The 15,710-nt window shown below is 66.2% G+C and carries 15 protein-coding genes and 3 tRNA genes; 5 read left to right on the top strand and 13 right to left on the bottom strand.

The window, feature by feature from the left end:
• Positions 1 to 167: 167 nt before the first annotated feature.
• The 5 genes from ABIC78_RS06725 to ABIC78_RS06705 form a co-directional block, all read right to left on the bottom strand.
• On the bottom strand, positions 168 to 1,097 hold the full coding sequence (locus ABIC78_RS06725) for a helix-turn-helix domain-containing protein (RefSeq protein ID WP_062782881.1): 930 nt from the start codon (positions 1,095 to 1,097) through the stop codon (positions 168 to 170).
• Between the two features lie 29 nt (positions 1,098 to 1,126).
• On the bottom strand, positions 1,127 to 2,401 hold the full coding sequence (locus tag ABIC78_RS06720) for an MFS transporter (protein WP_354488449.1): 1,275 nt from the start codon (positions 2,399 to 2,401) through the stop codon (positions 1,127 to 1,129).
• Positions 2,398 to 2,970: a VOC family protein gene (locus ABIC78_RS06715; protein ID WP_022678279.1), complete on the bottom strand. Its 573-nt coding sequence runs from the start codon at positions 2,968 to 2,970 to the stop codon at positions 2,398 to 2,400. Before ABIC78_RS06715 ends, ABIC78_RS06720 begins: the two co-directional genes overlap by 4 nt.
• Before the next feature lie 132 nt (positions 2,971 to 3,102).
• Positions 3,103 to 4,137, bottom strand: a complete 1,035-nt coding sequence (locus tag ABIC78_RS06710; RefSeq protein ID WP_309804396.1) for a zinc-dependent alcohol dehydrogenase family protein — start codon at positions 4,135 to 4,137, stop codon at positions 3,103 to 3,105.
• A gap of 70 nt (positions 4,138 to 4,207) precedes the next feature.
• Positions 4,208 to 5,080 carry an IclR family transcriptional regulator domain-containing protein gene (locus ABIC78_RS06705; RefSeq protein ID WP_309804395.1) on the bottom strand — a complete coding sequence of 291 codons (873 nt, stop codon included), beginning with the start codon at positions 5,078 to 5,080 and terminating at the stop codon, positions 4,208 to 4,210.
• A 137-nt stretch (positions 5,081 to 5,217) separates the two neighbouring features.
• Between ABIC78_RS06705 and ABIC78_RS06700 the strand changes: the two genes are divergently transcribed.
• From ABIC78_RS06700 to ABIC78_RS06680, 5 genes are read left to right on the top strand one after another with little or no spacing between them, the layout of a single operon-like run.
• Positions 5,218 to 6,465 (top strand): Tm-1-like ATP-binding domain-containing protein, encoded by a 1,248-nt coding sequence (locus ABIC78_RS06700; RefSeq protein WP_354488445.1) that lies wholly within the window; start codon positions 5,218 to 5,220, stop codon positions 6,463 to 6,465.
• A 19-nt stretch (positions 6,466 to 6,484) separates the two neighbouring features.
• A complete protein-coding gene (locus tag ABIC78_RS06695) occupies positions 6,485 to 6,958 on the top strand; it encodes an acetyl-CoA carboxylase biotin carboxyl carrier protein (protein ID WP_354488443.1) in 474 nt (157 codons plus the stop codon).
• 11 nt (positions 6,959 to 6,969) lie between these two features.
• Complete coding sequence (locus tag ABIC78_RS06690) at positions 6,970 to 8,322, top strand: acetyl-CoA carboxylase biotin carboxylase subunit (RefSeq protein ID WP_354488441.1); 1,353 nt, start codon at positions 6,970 to 6,972, stop codon at positions 8,320 to 8,322.
• Entirely contained in the window at positions 8,319 to 9,791 is a 1,473-nt protein-coding gene (locus ABIC78_RS06685) for a hydroxymethylglutaryl-CoA lyase-like TIM-barrel protein (RefSeq protein WP_354488440.1), read from the top strand. Before ABIC78_RS06690 ends, ABIC78_RS06685 begins: the two co-directional genes overlap by 4 nt.
• A complete protein-coding gene (locus ABIC78_RS06680; protein WP_354488438.1) occupies positions 9,788 to 10,636 on the top strand; it encodes an HAD-IIA family hydrolase in 849 nt (282 codons plus the stop codon). The genes ABIC78_RS06685 and ABIC78_RS06680 overlap by 4 nt, the downstream gene beginning before the upstream one ends.
• Here the strand turns inward: ABIC78_RS06680 and ABIC78_RS06675 are convergent, their stop codons facing one another.
• The 8 genes from ABIC78_RS06675 to ABIC78_RS06640 all read right to left on the bottom strand — a co-directional run bounded on the left by ABIC78_RS06675 (position 10,637) and on the right by ABIC78_RS06640 (position 15,634).
• Positions 10,637 to 11,110: an EF-hand domain-containing protein gene (locus tag ABIC78_RS06675; RefSeq protein WP_022678297.1), complete on the bottom strand. Its 474-nt coding sequence runs from the start codon at positions 11,108 to 11,110 to the stop codon at positions 10,637 to 10,639.
• Positions 11,111 to 11,186: 76 nt separating this feature from the next.
• Complete coding sequence (locus ABIC78_RS06670) at positions 11,187 to 11,768, bottom strand: hypothetical protein (protein WP_354488436.1); 582 nt, start codon at positions 11,766 to 11,768, stop codon at positions 11,187 to 11,189.
• Between the two features lie 34 nt (positions 11,769 to 11,802).
• The gene (locus ABIC78_RS06665; protein ID WP_354488434.1) at positions 11,803 to 13,176 is read right to left on the bottom strand and encodes a pyruvate dehydrogenase complex E1 component subunit beta; all 1,374 of its coding nucleotides are present in this window, start codon (positions 13,174 to 13,176) and stop codon (positions 11,803 to 11,805) included.
• Between the two features lies 1 nt (position 13,177).
• Positions 13,178 to 14,257, bottom strand: coding sequence for a pyruvate dehydrogenase (acetyl-transferring) E1 component subunit alpha (gene pdhA, locus ABIC78_RS06660; protein WP_369974042.1), 1,080 nt, complete (start codon positions 14,255 to 14,257; stop codon positions 13,178 to 13,180).
• 501 nt (positions 14,258 to 14,758) lie between these two features.
• Positions 14,759 to 14,835, bottom strand: a tRNA-Arg gene (locus tag ABIC78_RS06655).
• 57 nt (positions 14,836 to 14,892) lie between these two features.
• Positions 14,893 to 14,969, bottom strand: a tRNA-Arg gene (locus tag ABIC78_RS06650).
• Between the two features lie 55 nt (positions 14,970 to 15,024).
• Positions 15,025 to 15,101, bottom strand: a tRNA-Arg gene (locus tag ABIC78_RS06645).
• 50 nt (positions 15,102 to 15,151) lie between these two features.
• On the bottom strand, positions 15,152 to 15,634 hold the full coding sequence (locus ABIC78_RS06640) for an NUDIX domain-containing protein (RefSeq protein ID WP_354488432.1): 483 nt from the start codon (positions 15,632 to 15,634) through the stop codon (positions 15,152 to 15,154).
• Positions 15,635 to 15,710 lie beyond the last annotated feature (76 nt).

The raw sequence follows: 15,710 nt of genomic DNA, 5'->3' as shown, positions 1-15,710 counted from the left end.
CTTTTTTCGATGCGGGTTGTGCCCGGATTCCCCTGACATCCGATCCGCTGTGGACGATGGTAGGTGTTCGGGGTGATCTGCGCTTGCATTGGTGCGCAAGCCGATCAGGATTCTGGCGCAACCACCCCGAAAAATTCAGCGCGCCCGAACAATTCAGCCGGCAAGGTTCAATTGCCGGCGCGCCATTCGCGCGGCGCCACGCCAAAGCGCTGGCGAAAACAGCGCGCGAAATAGGCGCTGTCGTTAAATCCCATTTCGAATGCGATCTGCGTGATGCTGGCGCCAGGGCTGCCGGTAATGCGATCGGCTGCGCGCTGCAGGCGCCGCTCGAGGATATAGGCGCTGGGCGTGGTGCCCATCATGGCAAACACGTTCTGCACCGTGCGGACCGAGGTGTGGCAGGCATCAGCGAGGGTCTGCGTGCGCAGCGCCGGATCGCCCAGATGGGCATCGACCAGCGCCACCACCTTGTCGCGCAGGGCATGGTCGGTCACGCGCTCTTCAGGATGGGTGGCGCCGCGCATGGCGAGTGCGGCGAGGTCATAGAACACGGCACTCACGCCCTGCTGCCAGGCCATGTCCTGCCCGCTCTGATCGCCCTGGTGCCACAGCGAGCGCAGGAAATCGTGGAATACCCGGCCACCCGGACTGGCCCCGCACAGGCGGCGGCTGAGCATGTCATCGAGGCCGGGCACCCGTTCGGCGAGCGGCGCGCGCGGGAACTCTACCACCAGCAATTCATGCGCGGAAAGATCGAGCGTGTAGGACTGGTGCGGCGATCCAATCACGAAATCGCCGGCTTCGAGCAGGCTTTCCGCCTGCCCCTGGCGATGCAGGCTGCGGCCCCGGCATTGCAGGTGCAGGATCAACCGCTCGGTCGTGGCCTGATCACCCTGCCGCCCCACGAACGAGGCGGTCGAGCGCGGGCGGATCATGGCGAGGTCACCCACCGTCCATGACCACATTTCGCCCACGAAATCGCGGCCCTGGGTTTTCACATAGGTGCCGGAATAGATGCGATCGACCAGGTCATTCCAATACGACAGGCGCTGGTCGGGCGCGATGGCATCGGTGGCGTAGCGTTGCACGGCATTCATCGGCGTGAACTCCCCCAACGAGAACAAGATCAGGCGCTTGGCACGACCCCCGGTGTTACGGGATGGCAGCCCGATGCCACCCGCCGCGCGAGCACGCGCGGTGCGCTTTCCTCAAGGCCCAGCGCCAGCACACCGGCCGCCAGGCACAGCACGAGCATCAGCCACACCGGCGCAGCCAGGCCATAGGCATCGGCCAGGAAGCCGGCCAGAAACGGGCTGAGCACCCCGCCCAGCACTTCACCGATACCCATGACCACGCCGGTCAGCGTTGCGGTCAGCCGTGGGTCGACGCTTTCAGCCGGGATCGTGGCCATGAACATCGGGAACAGGCCGTTGAGCGCCCAGCCAAAGAAGAAGATGGCGCCCAAGAGCCAGGCCGAGCCGCCATAGTAGATGGCGCCCAGCGGCAGGATCGCACCCAGGAACGAAAAGGCGATCATCACCGGGCGGCGGCCAATGGCATCGGACAGCGCCGGCACGGCAAAGCTGCCGATCCCCGCCGAAATGCCCAGCGTGGCCATGAGCCAGCCCATCGTGCCCGGATCGAACCCGCGCCCCTTGGTGAGAAACAGCGGCATGAACGCCCAGCACACCACCAGATAGGACACCAGCAGGATCGCGATCAGCGCACACAGCACCACGTTGCGGTGGGCAAACGCGGCGCGCAGCGTCACGCGCGGCGCATCGTCATGATGCTCAACCGCAGGCGGTTCACGCAGGGTGAACCAGATCAGCGCCGCAGTAATCACGCCTGGCGCAGCCGCCAGGTAGAACCCCTCACGCCACCCATAGGCGACCGCCAGTGGCACCAGCAGGATCGGCGCGAGCCCCGAGCCGAGCAGATTGGAGCCCAGGTTCTGGGCCACGCCCATCGCCATGCCCCGCCGTTCCGGCGATACCTCGCCCACGATCATGGCATGGCTGACGGGCATGACCCCGCCTTCCGCCGCGCCCATCAGCAGGCGGGCGCCAAGCAGCATAAGGAACGAAGTGGCAAAGCCCGACACCACCGAGCACAGGCAAAACGCCAAGGTGGCGAATACCACCACGGCCTTTTGCGCGCCGAGCCGATCCGAAACGCGCCCCACGACAAAGCCCGACAAGGCCCAGGTGAGCGAGAGGGCCGAGGAAAACAGCCCAACCTGCGTGTTCGACAGGCCCAGATCGGGCTGGACGAACGGCATGAGAAAGTTGAGCGCGTTGCGATCAAAGAACAGGATGCCGAAATTGAGGCTGAGCAGCCCGGTCACCCAGACCTGATAGCCGCTGCTGGCGCGCGCCGGCGCGTGGGCCCGCCCGCTCACAGGAAGGGCCTTACCGGATCGCTGCCGTCCCACCCGCGCGATGCCTGCCACATCGCGGTGAAATGGCGGTCCATGTCGGGCGTGGCGGGGATCAGTTCGACAAAGCCCGGCGCGCCATCATGCCCCCCTTCGAGATAGGCGACAGCGCCCCCCGTGGGCACCGGGGCGCGAAAAGCCATGGTATAGCCGCGTTGCAGGTAGCCGGGCAGCGCCGCATCGACATCGCGGCAGGCAATGCCAACGTGGTGGAAGCCATGGCCGCGCGCCTCGATCGTTTCGCGATAGACCGACGGGTTATCATCGAGCGGCTGGATCAATTCGATCTGCATGTGCCCGGCAAAACCCATGGCAATCGCCACGTCGGCGGTGGACGGCGTGCCGCGATAGACCTGCCCCTCGGTCAGGAAATGGGGTAGCAGGAAAAATGGCCCTGCCCCACAATCGCGGATGAAGTGGTCGATCGCGGCGTTGATATCGCGCACCACGAACGCAGTCTGGCAAATTCCGCCGATCGGCTGGCCATAGCCGAGCGTGGCGGCCGGTGTGACGGCAGACGTAAGCTGGTCCAACGGCTTGTCCTTTCCCCTTGCGCACGCGCCCACCGCCGGAAACCCGACGTCGCACCATGCGCGCATCCTCTTCCCTTGGCGTGCCGGCCGCTATCGGGCCGCGTCACGCCTGCTCTGGCCCAGGGCCGGCGATCACACCGTGATCACGACCTTGCCAAACAACCCTGCCGATGCCTGATACTCCCAGGCCTCGCGCGCCTGCTCCATGGCAAAGCGGCGATCGATCACCGGCGTCATGCCGTGGGCATCGATGAACTGGTTAAGCCGGCGCGCCATGCCGGCCGAGCCGACAAAGATTCCGCGCAGGCTGGCGCCCTTGATCATCAGCCCATGCGGGCTGGTATCGCCACTGCGGGTCAAGACGCCGATCAGCGCGATCTCGCCGGCAAAGCCGACCGCCTGGATGCTTTGCGCCAGGGTGCCGGCGCCGCCCACTTCGACGACATGGTCAACCCCGCCGCCGGCAAGCTCTGCCGCGCGCACGCCCCAATCGGGCGTGGTGCGGTAATTGATCGTTTCGTGCACGCCCATGGCACGCACCCGCTCCAGCTTTTCATCGGATGATGACGTGGCGATCACCCGCGCCCCGGCCACCAGCGCGATCTGCGCGGCGAGCAGCGAAACCCCGCCGGTGCCCAGCACCAGCACCGAACGCCCCGGCCCGACCGGCCTTGGCCCTTCCATCAAGGCATGCCAGGCCGTGACCCCGGCGCAGGGTAGACAGGCCGCTTCCTCGAACGACAGGCTGGCGGCGATGGGCACCACGCCGTGGGCGGGCAGCACCACCACATCCTGCAGCATGCCGGTGGCGGGCGGCGCGCCGAGCGCAGGACCGGAACCGGGATTGGGCGGTCCGTCGTCCCAGTTCTGGAAGAACAAGCCGGCGACACGGTCACCCACGGCCAGGCCAGTCACCCCTTCCCCCACGGCCACGATCTCTCCCGCGCCGTCAGACAGCGGCACGGTGTCACGATCGACTGCGCCGCCGAAATAGTGGCCCAGCGGGATCAACTGATCGCGATAATTGAGCGAGCAGGCCCGCACGCGCACCGCCACTTCGCCAGGGCCAGGGTGCGGCTCCGGCACGTTGACCAGCGCCATGTCGTCAAGCGATTGCGCGCCCTTGCGGATAAGCCATTGCCGCATATAGCCGTCCATCTCCCCCATGGCATATGGTCTGCTTCTTACGCCTTGTTGCCAATCATGGCACAGGCGACGGGCAAATTAATCAGCTAGACTAACTATTTTCACCAGGTGAAACGCTTTTCGTAGTCCCTGCGGCAAACTGGGCCATGATCGCGCCGCTTGGCGCCCGCCCCTCTGCCGCCAAGGCCGCGCGTTCGATCGCCATGGCGATTTCGCGTGCGGTATGCTTGAGCGCACCCAGATGGCGCAGCATGACCGCATCATCGGTGCCCCGCTTGGCCGGCCAAGTGATGTTGATCGAGGCCACCGGCGCACCATCCAGCAGGATCGGCACGGCCATCGATCGGCGCCCGTCGCGCAGCACCAATTGCCTCGACCGATCCGGCCATGGGTGCAGCGGCTCGCGCGCGGCATACCCTCGCACCCGTGTCTCCGCGAGGATCGCGCGCAGATCGGCCTCGCTCCCCTCCTGCGGGTTGCGCGGGCGCAGGCGGGTGATGATCGCCTCGCGCTCTTCCTCGCGGCAGGCGGCGAGATAGGCCCGCCCGGTGGCGGTATGGATATAGGAAAGCTTGACGCCAACTGGGCCGAGCGTGGCCGAATCGAGTCGAAACAGCGGGCTGTTGGTTTCCACGATCTCCATGTGATCGAGGCGCGGCATGGCGAGCACCGACGGCCAGGAGACGCGCGTCGACAGTGCCTTGAGCCAGGGCGAGGCCACCTCGGCGACATGCTCCAGCGTCAGCGCCTGCGAACGCGCCCGGGCATCGACGTGGGGCAAATAGGCACCGTCGGCAAGCCGCTGCCATATCAGCCCTTTCTGGCCCAGCGTCTGCAGCATGCGCAGCAACGTCGCCTTGGGCAGGCCCAGCGCCACATGCATTTCGTGCAGGCTGGCCGCGCGGCGGGCCTGCACCTGCAGCAAGACATCCAAGCCACGCTCCAACGCGCGGACGGTCTTCACCTTCCGATCCTGCATCCTGTCTCCCGACCGCTGCTGCGGCTCGTTATGGTTTCATCTTGTGAAACGGAAGAATGGCGCAGCCGGTGGCAAAGTCAAATCCATTGGCGCAACATCAAGGCCAAGGGAGAGAACCGACCATGACCCAGAGTCAAGGCGCCACAGCGCCCAGCGTGCTGCTTGTCATTACGCAGGATACCAAGGAGGAAGAGGCCCGCTTCACCCGTGCCGCGCTGGAAGCGGCAGGCGTACGCGTGGTGCACCTCGATCCCAGCGTCCGGCGCACCCTGGGCGGCGCGGAAATTGCGCCGGAAGACGTCGCCGCCGCAGCCGGCATGACCATTGCCGAGGTGCGCGCCCTGGGCCACGAGGGCAAGTGCCAGGCGGCCATGATCAAGGGCGCGATCGCCGCCGCCCACGCCTGGGATGCGCGCGAGCCGATTTCCGGCATCCTTGCCATCGGCGGGTCGATGGGTTCGGCCCTGGCCGGCGCGCTGATGCAGACGTTTCCCTATGGCCTGCCCAAGCTGATCGTCTCGACCATGGCCTCGGGTTTCACCAAGCCCTACATGGGCATCAAGGACATCGCGATGATGAACGCGGTGACCGATATCTCTGGCCTCAACACCATCAGCCGTGATGTCTTTGGCAACGCCGCGCGCGCCGTTGCCGGCATGGCGCGCGGTTATGACCGCAACGCCCCGGCCGAAAAGCCGCTGGCGCTGATCACCACGCTGGGCACGACCGAAGCGTCTGTGCGTCGCATCCGCGAGGCGCTGGAGCGCGATGGCTGCGAAGTGATGGTGTTCCATTCCTCTGGCGCGGGCGGGCCAACGCTGGATGGCCTGGCCCAGGCCAAGGACGTGGCCCTGGTGCTCGATCTGTCGCAGACCGAAATCCTCGATCACCTGATGGGGGGATTGGCCGACAGCGGCCCGGATCGCGGCAAGGCGGCCCTGGCGCGCGGCATTCCCACGATCCTGGCGCCGGGCAATGCCGATTTCATCATTGCCGGACCGATCGATGCGGCGCGCGCGCAGTTTCCCGGCCGGCGCTATCACGAACACAATCCGCAGCTGACCGCCGTACGCACCACGATCGAGGACCTGCGCAAGCTGGCCGATCACCTCGCCGCCAATGTGCGCGACGCGCAGGGGCCGGTCCGCGTGATCACGCCGCTGCACGGCTTTTCCAACCATGACAGCCCCGCTGGCCACATCATGGACCGATCGGTGCCCGGCCCCTTTGCGCAATACCTGCGCGAGGTGATGCCGCCGCATGTGCCCGTCACCGCCGTGGACGCGCATTTCAACGATGAAGCCTTTTCCGATGCCGTGATCGCCACGGCGCGGGCGCTGCTGGCCGATGCGCCGGCGTGCGTCGCCTGATCCGTCCAAAGGGACCAAGATGACTCCAGACCTGCCATTGACCGCCGAAGATGTGGCCGAGATTGCCGAGATCCTGGCGCATTCGGGCTATCGCGAGCTTGACCTTTCCACCCGCCGCTTTCGCCTGCGCGTGTCACGCGGGACAGACCAGGCCGGCGACGGCGATGGCGGCCTGACCCAGGAATGGCAATGGGCGGGCGATGGATCGGCGGGTGCCGGCCCGGCCAGCGCCGAGGCAGCCGGTGAAGCGGCGGCCGATCCCGACGTGATCGCCAGCCCGCTGCCCGGCACGTTCTATCATGCGCCACAGCCCGGCGCGCCGCCATTCTTGGCCGTGGGAGACGCCATTACCGCCGATACCGTGGTGGGTATCGTCGAAACCATGAAGCTGATGAACCCGGTCCATGCCGGGCGCGCAGGAACCGTTGCAGCCGTACTGGCCGCCAATGGCGCACTCGTGGCCAAGGGCACCCCGCTCGTGCGCCTAACCTGAAAGCATCCGTCATGACGATCAAACGCCTATTCATCGCCAATCGCGGCGAGATCGCCTTGCGCGTGCTGCGCACCGCCCATGCCATGGGAATTGCTACCGTCCTTGGCGTCTCGGAAGCAGACAGCACCTCTCTCCCGGCGCGCCTGGCTGGTGCCACGGCGGTGCTGGGCCCCGGCCCTTCACCGCAAAGCTATCTGGCGATCGACCGGGTCGTGGCAGCGGCGGTGGAGCATGGCTGCGACGCGGTGCACCCTGGCTATGGCTTCCTCTCTGAAAACGCGGCCTTTGCCCGCGCGGTGGCCGAGGCCGGGATGATCTTCGTCGGCCCGGCCGTGCAGACGCTGGAAGGCATGGGCGACAAGCTGGCCGCGCGGGCACTCGCGCTCGCAGCCGGCCTGCCCGTGCTGCCCGGCGGTCCGGCGGAGACGGCGCAAGACGTTGCCGCCCGCGCCCAGGAAACCGGCTATCCCTTGCTCCTCAAGGCGGTGGCGGGCGGCGGCGGCAAGGGCATGCGCCGGGTGGACCGCGCCGAAGACCTCGATGCGGCGCTGGCCATGGCGCGGGCGGAGGCGCAGGCATCGTTTGGCAATCCTGCGGTCTATGTCGAACGGTTCGTGGCGCGCGGACGCCACGTCGAGGTGCAGATCCTGGGCGATGGCACGCATGCCATTCACCTGGGCACCCGCGACTGTTCGATCCAGCGTCGCTTCCAGAAACTGGTGGAGGAGGCCCCTGCCCCGGCCATGCCCGATGCCGCCCGCGCCGCCATCGAGGATGCGGCCGTGCGCCTGGCCCGTCACATCGCCTATCGCGGCGCGGGCACGGCCGAATTTCTCGTCGATGCCGACGATTTCTCGTTCTACTTCCTGGAGCTTAATGCCCGTATCCAGGTGGAGCATCCGGTAACCGAGGCGATCACCGGCGTCGATCTGGTGGAACAGCAGTTGCTGGTGGCGATGGGCCATCCCCTGCGGCTGACCCAGGCCATGGTGCGGCCCCATGGCCATGCGATCGAGGTGCGCGTCAATGCCGAAGATCCCGACGCCGATTTCCGCCCGGCGCCCGGCGTCGTCGCGCGCGCGGCCTGGCCAGCCGGGCCGGGCATCCGGGTGGACAGCCACATCGCCAACGGTGGCGAGGTACCGCCATTCTATGATTCGCTGCTGGGCAAGCTGATCGTCCATGGCGTCACGCGCGAACAAGCCGTGGCGCGCATGGCGGCGGCACTGCAGCACCTGCGCATCGACGGGCTGCCGACCACGGCGCCGCTTCATCGCCGCATCCTGGCCGATCCGCGCTTTGTCGCCGGCGGGGTGGACACCGGCTTTCTTGCCGGCCTCAATCTTGCAGGATCCAATCCATGACCGCGATCCGCCTTGTCGATGTGACCATGCGCGACGGCAACCAAAGCCTGTGGGGCGCCACCGGCCTGCATACCGCGCACATGCTCCAGGCCGCGTCGCTTACGCAGGCCTGTGGCTTTGCCGCGGTGGATTTCACCTCATCGAGCCACATGGCGGTGGCTGTCCGCTATTTCCGCAACAACCCGTGGGAACGGCTGCGGCGCATGGCCGCCGCCATGCCGACCACGCCGTTGCAGTTCATCACCACGGGCCTGCGTTTCATCGCCTGGCAGCAGGCCGATCCCGATTTCATGGCGGTGGTCTATCGCACGCTGCAGGCCAATGGCGTGGGCCGCTTCGTGCTGCTCGATCCGATGCACGAGGTGCCCGCCGTGATCGAAGCGGCGCGGCTGGTAAAGCAGGAAGGCGGGGCGCAGGTCATGGCCGCGCTCACCTTCACGCTGTCTTCGATCCATACCGACGCGTTCTACGCCGATTTCGCCCGCGCCTTGGCGCAATGCCCCGATATCGACCTGTTCTATATCAAGGACCCGGGCGGGCTGTTGTCGGTGGACCGGGTGCGCACGCTGGTGCCGGCGGTAAAGGCCGTGATCGGCGCCAAGCCGCTGGAAATCCACGCCCATACCACGATCGGCCAGGGCATGCTTTCCAGCCTGGAGGCAGCGCGCCTGGGCATCAGCGCCGTGCACGTGGGCGTGGGCCCGGGTGGCGATGGCTCATCGCTGCCCGAGGCGAACCGCATGCTCGCCAACCTGGAGGATGCCGGCCACAGCGTGGAGATCGACCGGGACGCGCTCAGCCGCCTGACCCGCTATTGGCAGCGCGTGGCTCTGGCCGAAGGCCTGCCGCCGGGCGCGCCGCAGAATTTCGATGCCAGTTTCCTACGCCACCAGATTGCCGGCGGGGTAATAACGACCACGGCGCGGCAACTGACCGAACTGGGCCTGGCCGACCGGATGGAGGCCGTGATTGCCGAAACCGGGCAAGTGCGCGCCGAACTGGGCTATCCCATCATGGTCACGCCGTTTCCGCAGATGGTCATGAACCAGGCGCTGTTCAATGTGATCGGCAGCCATCGCTATGCCCAGGTTTCAGACCAGGTGATCCGCTATTGCCTGGGCAAGTTCGGCAAGCCCACCTCGCCGATCGATCCGGCGGTGCTGGCCACGATCATGGACCGGCCACGTGCGCGCGAACTGGAGCGGGAGCCGGCGTTTCCCACCCTGGCCGACCTGCGCCGCCAGTTTGGCCAGGGCCTGCCGGACGAGGAATTCCTGCTGCGCGCGGTCATGCCCGCCGATCAGGTCGATGCCATGCTGGCCGCCGGCCCCTCGCGCGCCACCTACACGCCCGAGGCCGCGCCGCTGCTCAGCCTGCTGCGGCAATTGGCGGCCAAGCCCGACGCACGCAACCTGGTGGTCGAACGCCCCGGCTTTCGCCTCGCCCTTCATGCCGGAGCCAGCCTGTGACCGTCCTTTCCCCCGATCACGCGGCGCGTCTGCGCGATGCCGCCGGCTTCATCTTCGACATGGACGGCACGATTGCCCTGGGCGACGCCAAGAGCGGCGGGCACAAGGCCCTGCCCCATGCCGTGGCCCTGCTGGAGCGACTGCGCCAGCGCGGCACGCCCTATGTGATCTTCACCAATGGCACGGCCAAGGCGCCGGCCGACTATGCCGCATCGCTGCGCAATGCAGGATTTCCGGTAGACGATGCGCAGATGCTCACGCCATCGGCATCGGCCGCCGCGTGGTTTGCCGCGCAGGGGTTGCGGCGGGTGCGGGTGCTGGGCAATGCCGGCTGCGCCGCGCCGCTGCGGGAGATCGGGCTTGACGTGATCGATCCGTCGGAACCGGCAGAGCGCGTCGATGCAGTCTATACCGGATGGTTCCGCGAGTTCGATTTTGCCGCGCTTGAGGCCGGCTGCGATTCGCTGTGGCACGGGGCGCGGCTGTTTACCGCCAGCAACGTGCCATTCTTTGCCACCGCCACTGGCCGCGCGATTGGATCGAGCTTTGCCATCAATGCGATGCTCACGGCCATGACCGGCAAGCGGGCGCGCATCCTGGGCAAGCCATCGCGCGTGGCCTTTGACGTGGCCCGCCAGATCATGGGCCTGCCACGCAGCGCCGCGGGGGCGATGGTAGTGGTGGGCGATGATCCCGCCCTCGAAATGCGCATGGCCAACGGCGCTGGCGCCATGGCCGTGGGCCTAACCACCGGCCTGATGAAATCGGCCAGCGACCTGCCGCAGCGCGATCGGCCTGGCGTTCTGCTCGATGGGCTGGAGCCGGTGTTACACGCGCTGGCCTGATCACTTGCAGGCGCAGGACGCCTTCTTGGTTTTCTGCTTGGTGGTGACGAATTCGGCACGGGTCAACGCGCCATCGCCGTTGGCATCGGCGCTCTTGAACTTGTTCTCGGTGCTCACCGCCCATTCGTCAAAGCTGAGCAGGTTGTTGCCGTCGACATCGAGCTTGCGGAAATCCTTGGCCCGTGGGGCCAGCAGTTCGTTGCGGGTGATGCGGCCATCGCGGTCCTTGTCGAACCGGTCGAAGCGGCGCTGCTCGCGGCTCGCCTCGCTGGCATGCGGCAGGGCTGGTCCCTGCAATCCGTCGCCATCGGCGGTGGGCAGGGTATCGTCCTCGCTCGCCTCGGCTGACGGTGCGCTGCTGGGGACGGCGGCCAGCGCGGGGTTTTTCTGCACGGCAGCGTGGCCTTGCCACCAGAAAACGCCCGCAGCCACCAGCATCAGCGCGCCCAAAGCGCCCACCAACGTCCTGTTCATGTCCACCCCCCGGTTTACGCAATTCTACGGTTCCGGGCGGACGTTCACAGGGGAAAGCGATACCGATTTGGCAGGATCAGCGGCCGATCAGTCCCAACCGCAAGGCACTGAGGAAACGCAGCGCCGGGCTGCCGCCCTCGCCGCGCAGGGCCATGCCCCGTAGCAGCGCCAGTGGCCGCATCGCGCGGGGCAGCGGCGCCGTTCCGCGCGTGAATAGCGCCAGGCCGCGCCACTGGCGGGCGGCCAGTTCCACCGGCGCCAGATCGACAATGTCAGACAGACCGGCCAGCGCCAGCATCACGCCCACGCGGGCCTCATCAAGCGCGGCAGCGCCTTCCTCGCCCACGTGCAGCGCCTCATAGCCATCGACCAGCGCCGAAAGCGCGAGGCGTGACGGGTTCCAGGGGGAAAGCATGGCCAGCAAGGGTTCGCCCTTGGGCCAGCGGGCGGCATCCTCGCCCAGGCGATCACGCCACCATGCCAGCCGCAGCTGGATCATGATGGCGTCGCGCCCATCCCGCGCGGCATCGGCCAGGCGCTGTTCCAGCGCGAAATAGCCGATCCACAGCGGGCGTATGGCTGCCGGGGCATAGCTTGCCGCAAGCCGTTCAAGCGGCGGCAAGCCATCGATCAGATCCTGCATTGCCGGATTATGCACTGCGAGATCCTGCGCCCCGGTCAGCCACCACCGCTTAGCGGTAGCAGACCTTCTTGACCGCAGCCACGATCTTGCCAGCGTCGATCAACGCGGCCTTTTCAAGGTTGGCGGCATAAGGCAGCGGCACGTCTTCGTCGCACACGCGCAGGACCGGGGCGTCGAGGTGATCGAAGCCTTCTTCCATGGCGATGGCGATGATTTCCGACGCGATCGAGCAGACCGGGAAGCCTTCTTCGGCAACGACCATGCGGTTGGTCTTGGCGAGGCTGGCCAGCACGGTTTCCTTGTCGAGCGGACGCAGCGTGCGCAGGTCGATCACTTCGGCATCGATGCCTTCGTCGGCCAGTTGCTGCGCGGCATCGAGGGCAAAGCCCACGCCGATCGAGTACGAGACGATCGTCACGTCCTTGCCTTCGCGCACCACGCGGGCCTTGCCGATCGGCAGCACGAAATCGTCAAGCTGCGGCACATCGAACGTGCGGCCATAGACGAGTTCGTTTTCCAGGAACACGACCGGGTCCTGGCTGCGGATCGCGGCCTTGAGCAGGCCCTTGGCATCGGCGGCGTCATAAGGCGCGATCACCACCAGGCCGGGCACGGCGGCATACCACGGGCCATAGTTCTGGCTGTGCTGCGCGCCGACGCGCGCGGCGGCGCCGTTGGGGCCACGGAACACGATCGGGCAGCGCATCTGGCCACCGGACATATAGTTGGTCTTGGCCGCCGAGTTGATGATGTGGTCGATCGCCTGCATGGCGAAGTTGAACGTCATGAACTCGATCACGGGCTTGAGACCACCCATGGCGGCGCCCGCACCAATCCCGGCAAAGCCATATTCGGTGATCGGGGTATCGATCACGCGCTTGTCGCCAAACTCTTCGAGCAGGCCCTGGGTCACCTTGTAGGCGCCCTGGTACTCGGCCACTTCCTCACCCATCACGAAGACGGCGGAATCGGCGCGCATTTCCTCGGCCATGGCGTCACGCAGGGCTTCGCGCACGGTGGTGGGAACCATCGTGGTGCCGGCCGGGATTTCCGGATCGGCCGCAGGCTTGGCGTCATGCTTGGGCGCGATCGCAGCGGCAGCCTGGGCCTTGGGATCAGCAGCGGGGGCAGGCGCCGGTTCGGCCGCCGGGGCGGGCGCGGCGGCAGGCGCAGCTGGCTCGTCCTCGCCCTGCAGCGTGGCGATCACGGTGCCGACCTTGACGCCTTCGGTGCCTTCGGAAACCAGCAGTTCGCCGATCGTGCCTTCGTCGATGGATTCGAATTCCATCGTCGCCTTGTCGGTTTCGATTTCGGCCAGGATGTCACCAGACTTGACCGTGTCGCCGGGCTTCACCAGCCACTTGGCCAGCGTGCCCTCTTCCATCGTGGGCGAGAGGGCGGGCATCTTGAGTTCAATTGCCATCTCAGTACTTCTCCACCAGCACGTCGGTATACAGCTCTGCCATGTCCGGCTCGGGCGAGCTTTCGGCAAAGTCGGCGGCCTGGGCCACCTGCTGGCGAATCTTCTTGTCGATGTCCTTGATCGCTTCTTCGGTCACGCCACGCTTGAGCAGTTCCTGCTTGGCGCCTTCGATCGGATCGTGCTTGTCGCGCATTTCCTGCACTTCTTCACGGCTGCGATACTTGGCCGGGTCGGACATCGAGTGGCCGCGATAGCGATAGGTGTTGAGTTCCATCAGCACCGGGCCATTGCCGCCGCGCACATATTCCAGCGCCACTTCGGCAGCCTGGCGCACTTCGAGCACGTCCATGCCGTTGACCGGCATGCCGGGGATGCGGAACGCGGTGCCACGGCGATAGAAATGGGTTTCGGCCGAACCGCGCTTGACCGCGGTGCCCATGGCATAACCGTTGTTTTCCACCACGAACACGATCGGCAGTTTCCACAGCGCGGCCATGTTGAAGGTTTCGTAAACCTGGCCCTGATTGGCCGCGCCATCGCCGAAATAGGCCATGCACACGCCGCCATCGTCGCGATACTTGTGGCCGAACGCCAGGCCTGCACCCAGCGACACCTGCGCGCCGACGATGCCGTGGCCGCCGAAGAACTTGTGCTCGGTCGAGAACATGTGCATCGACCCGCCCTTGCCGCGCGAGATGCCCGCGCCGCGACCGGTCAATTCGGCCATGATCACCTTGGGATCGATGCCATAGGCGAGCATGTGGCCATGGTCACGATAACCGGTGATCACGCTGTCGTGGCCCTCGTTGAGCGCCGACTGCAGACCGACCGCCACGGCTTCCTGGCCGATATAGAGGTGGCAGAAGCCGCCGATCAGGCCCAGGCCATAAAGCTGGCCCGCCTTTTCCTCGAAGCGGCGGATCAGCACCATCTGCTCATAGAACTTGAGCAGTTCGGCGTCCGACGCATCATAGCGCTTGTTGTTCGCGTGCGACTGCTGAAGGCTGCGCAGAGCGAAGGTGGCATCGTCCTCGACCGGGCTGCTCAGCGCGGCCGACACGTCGGGAACCGACGCGGCCACAGCAGCAGGCTTGGGGGCGGAGGAGCGGGGATTGGCGGCACGCGGCCTGGCGGACTTGGCCAAGTCTCAATATCCTTATTCTGGCTGCCTCAAGGCTCTGCGTATTCGCAAAACCGGCTCTCCCATTGAACCATGATCGCGCCTTGCGCAACGGCCAACAGATGCCAAGACGACAATTGATGCAGCGAAAACGCGGTTTCTCGGGATTTATACTAGTATAACGAAAAATCGCTGCAATGCGGCATTGCAACGCACCCTGAAACGACGCGGATGCCGTGCCATGCGCGCTGCCCCTCCCACGCCAAACAAGCCACGAAGCCAGCATGATTTGCCCGGTGCGTCAAATCGGGTTTGCGTAGTGACAGCCGAAGAGGATGGCGCCGCGCACAACAACAGGCCGGATCGTGGCGTTGCGGCCGCGGCTGCAAACACCAATGCGACCGGCCGCCCGAGACAGGCGCCGGCTTGGGCGGATCGTGCTGTAGCGTGATGATAAGCGAGTGGCGCACCCGGAACGATTCGAACGTCCGACCCTCAGATTCGTAGTCTGATGCTCTATCCAGCTGAGCTACGGGTGCCTGCCAATGTCGTGCCTGCCGGGATACCCATGCAGGCGCCTTTCCAATGGAAAGGTATGGCGCACCCGGAACGATTCGAACGTCCGACCCTCAGATTCGTAGTCTGATGCTCTATCCAGCTGAGCTACGGGTGCCTGCCATGTATGGCCAGTGAAGGCCTTCCCCTGCCCCACGCCCCTGAAAGGAGAATGGTGCACCCGGAACGATTCGAACGTCCGACCCTCAGATTCGTAGTCTGATGCTCTATCCAGCTGAGCTACGGGTGCCGGGGAGCCGCGCCTCTATGTCAGACCGCGCAGGTTGGCAAGCGCCTTGTTCAGGCGCCGAGCAAATTTTGTGCAGTTATACACAGTGCAATGTCGAGCGGCGGCATGGTTTCGGGAATGGCCAAACTGCGCAGGGTTGCCCCATCTACCCATTGCAGCGCCGCCCCTTCTTCGGCCACGGGCGTGCCACGCCAGGCGGCACAGCGATAGAGCAGCAGGACCAGATCACGCCCGCTGGTGGCGCCCGTGACGGCCGCCTCGTGCACGGCAAAGGTCAACGGCGCCAGATCGGCAGGATCGACGGCAATTCCCAGCTCTTCTGCCAGTTCGCGCGCCAGCGCCGCTGCTGGCGTCTCACCTGGCTCCACCTTGCCGCCGGGAAACTCCCACAACCCGCCGTGATGCTTGCCCAGCGGGCGCTGCTGCAACAGCAGGCGGGATTCGCTGCCCTCGCCCGCCACCAGCGCTGCCGCGACGACCAGCAGCGGCGCGGATGCCTGGTGCGGCAGGGGCGAGGCAAGTGTAGCTGACATTGGTTAATCCGATCCGGCAAAACATAAGGGCAAACCGCCAGTCATGCCGGCAACGGTTTCTTAGGCCATGTGCCGG

It is taken from the genome of Novosphingobium sp. 1529 (genome assembly GCF_040544855.1).
GTDB lineage: Bacteria > Pseudomonadota > Alphaproteobacteria > Sphingomonadales > Sphingomonadaceae > Novosphingobium > Novosphingobium capsulatum.
Note: the sequence above shows the minus strand (reverse complement) of the source record. Positions and strands in the feature narration are given on the sequence as shown.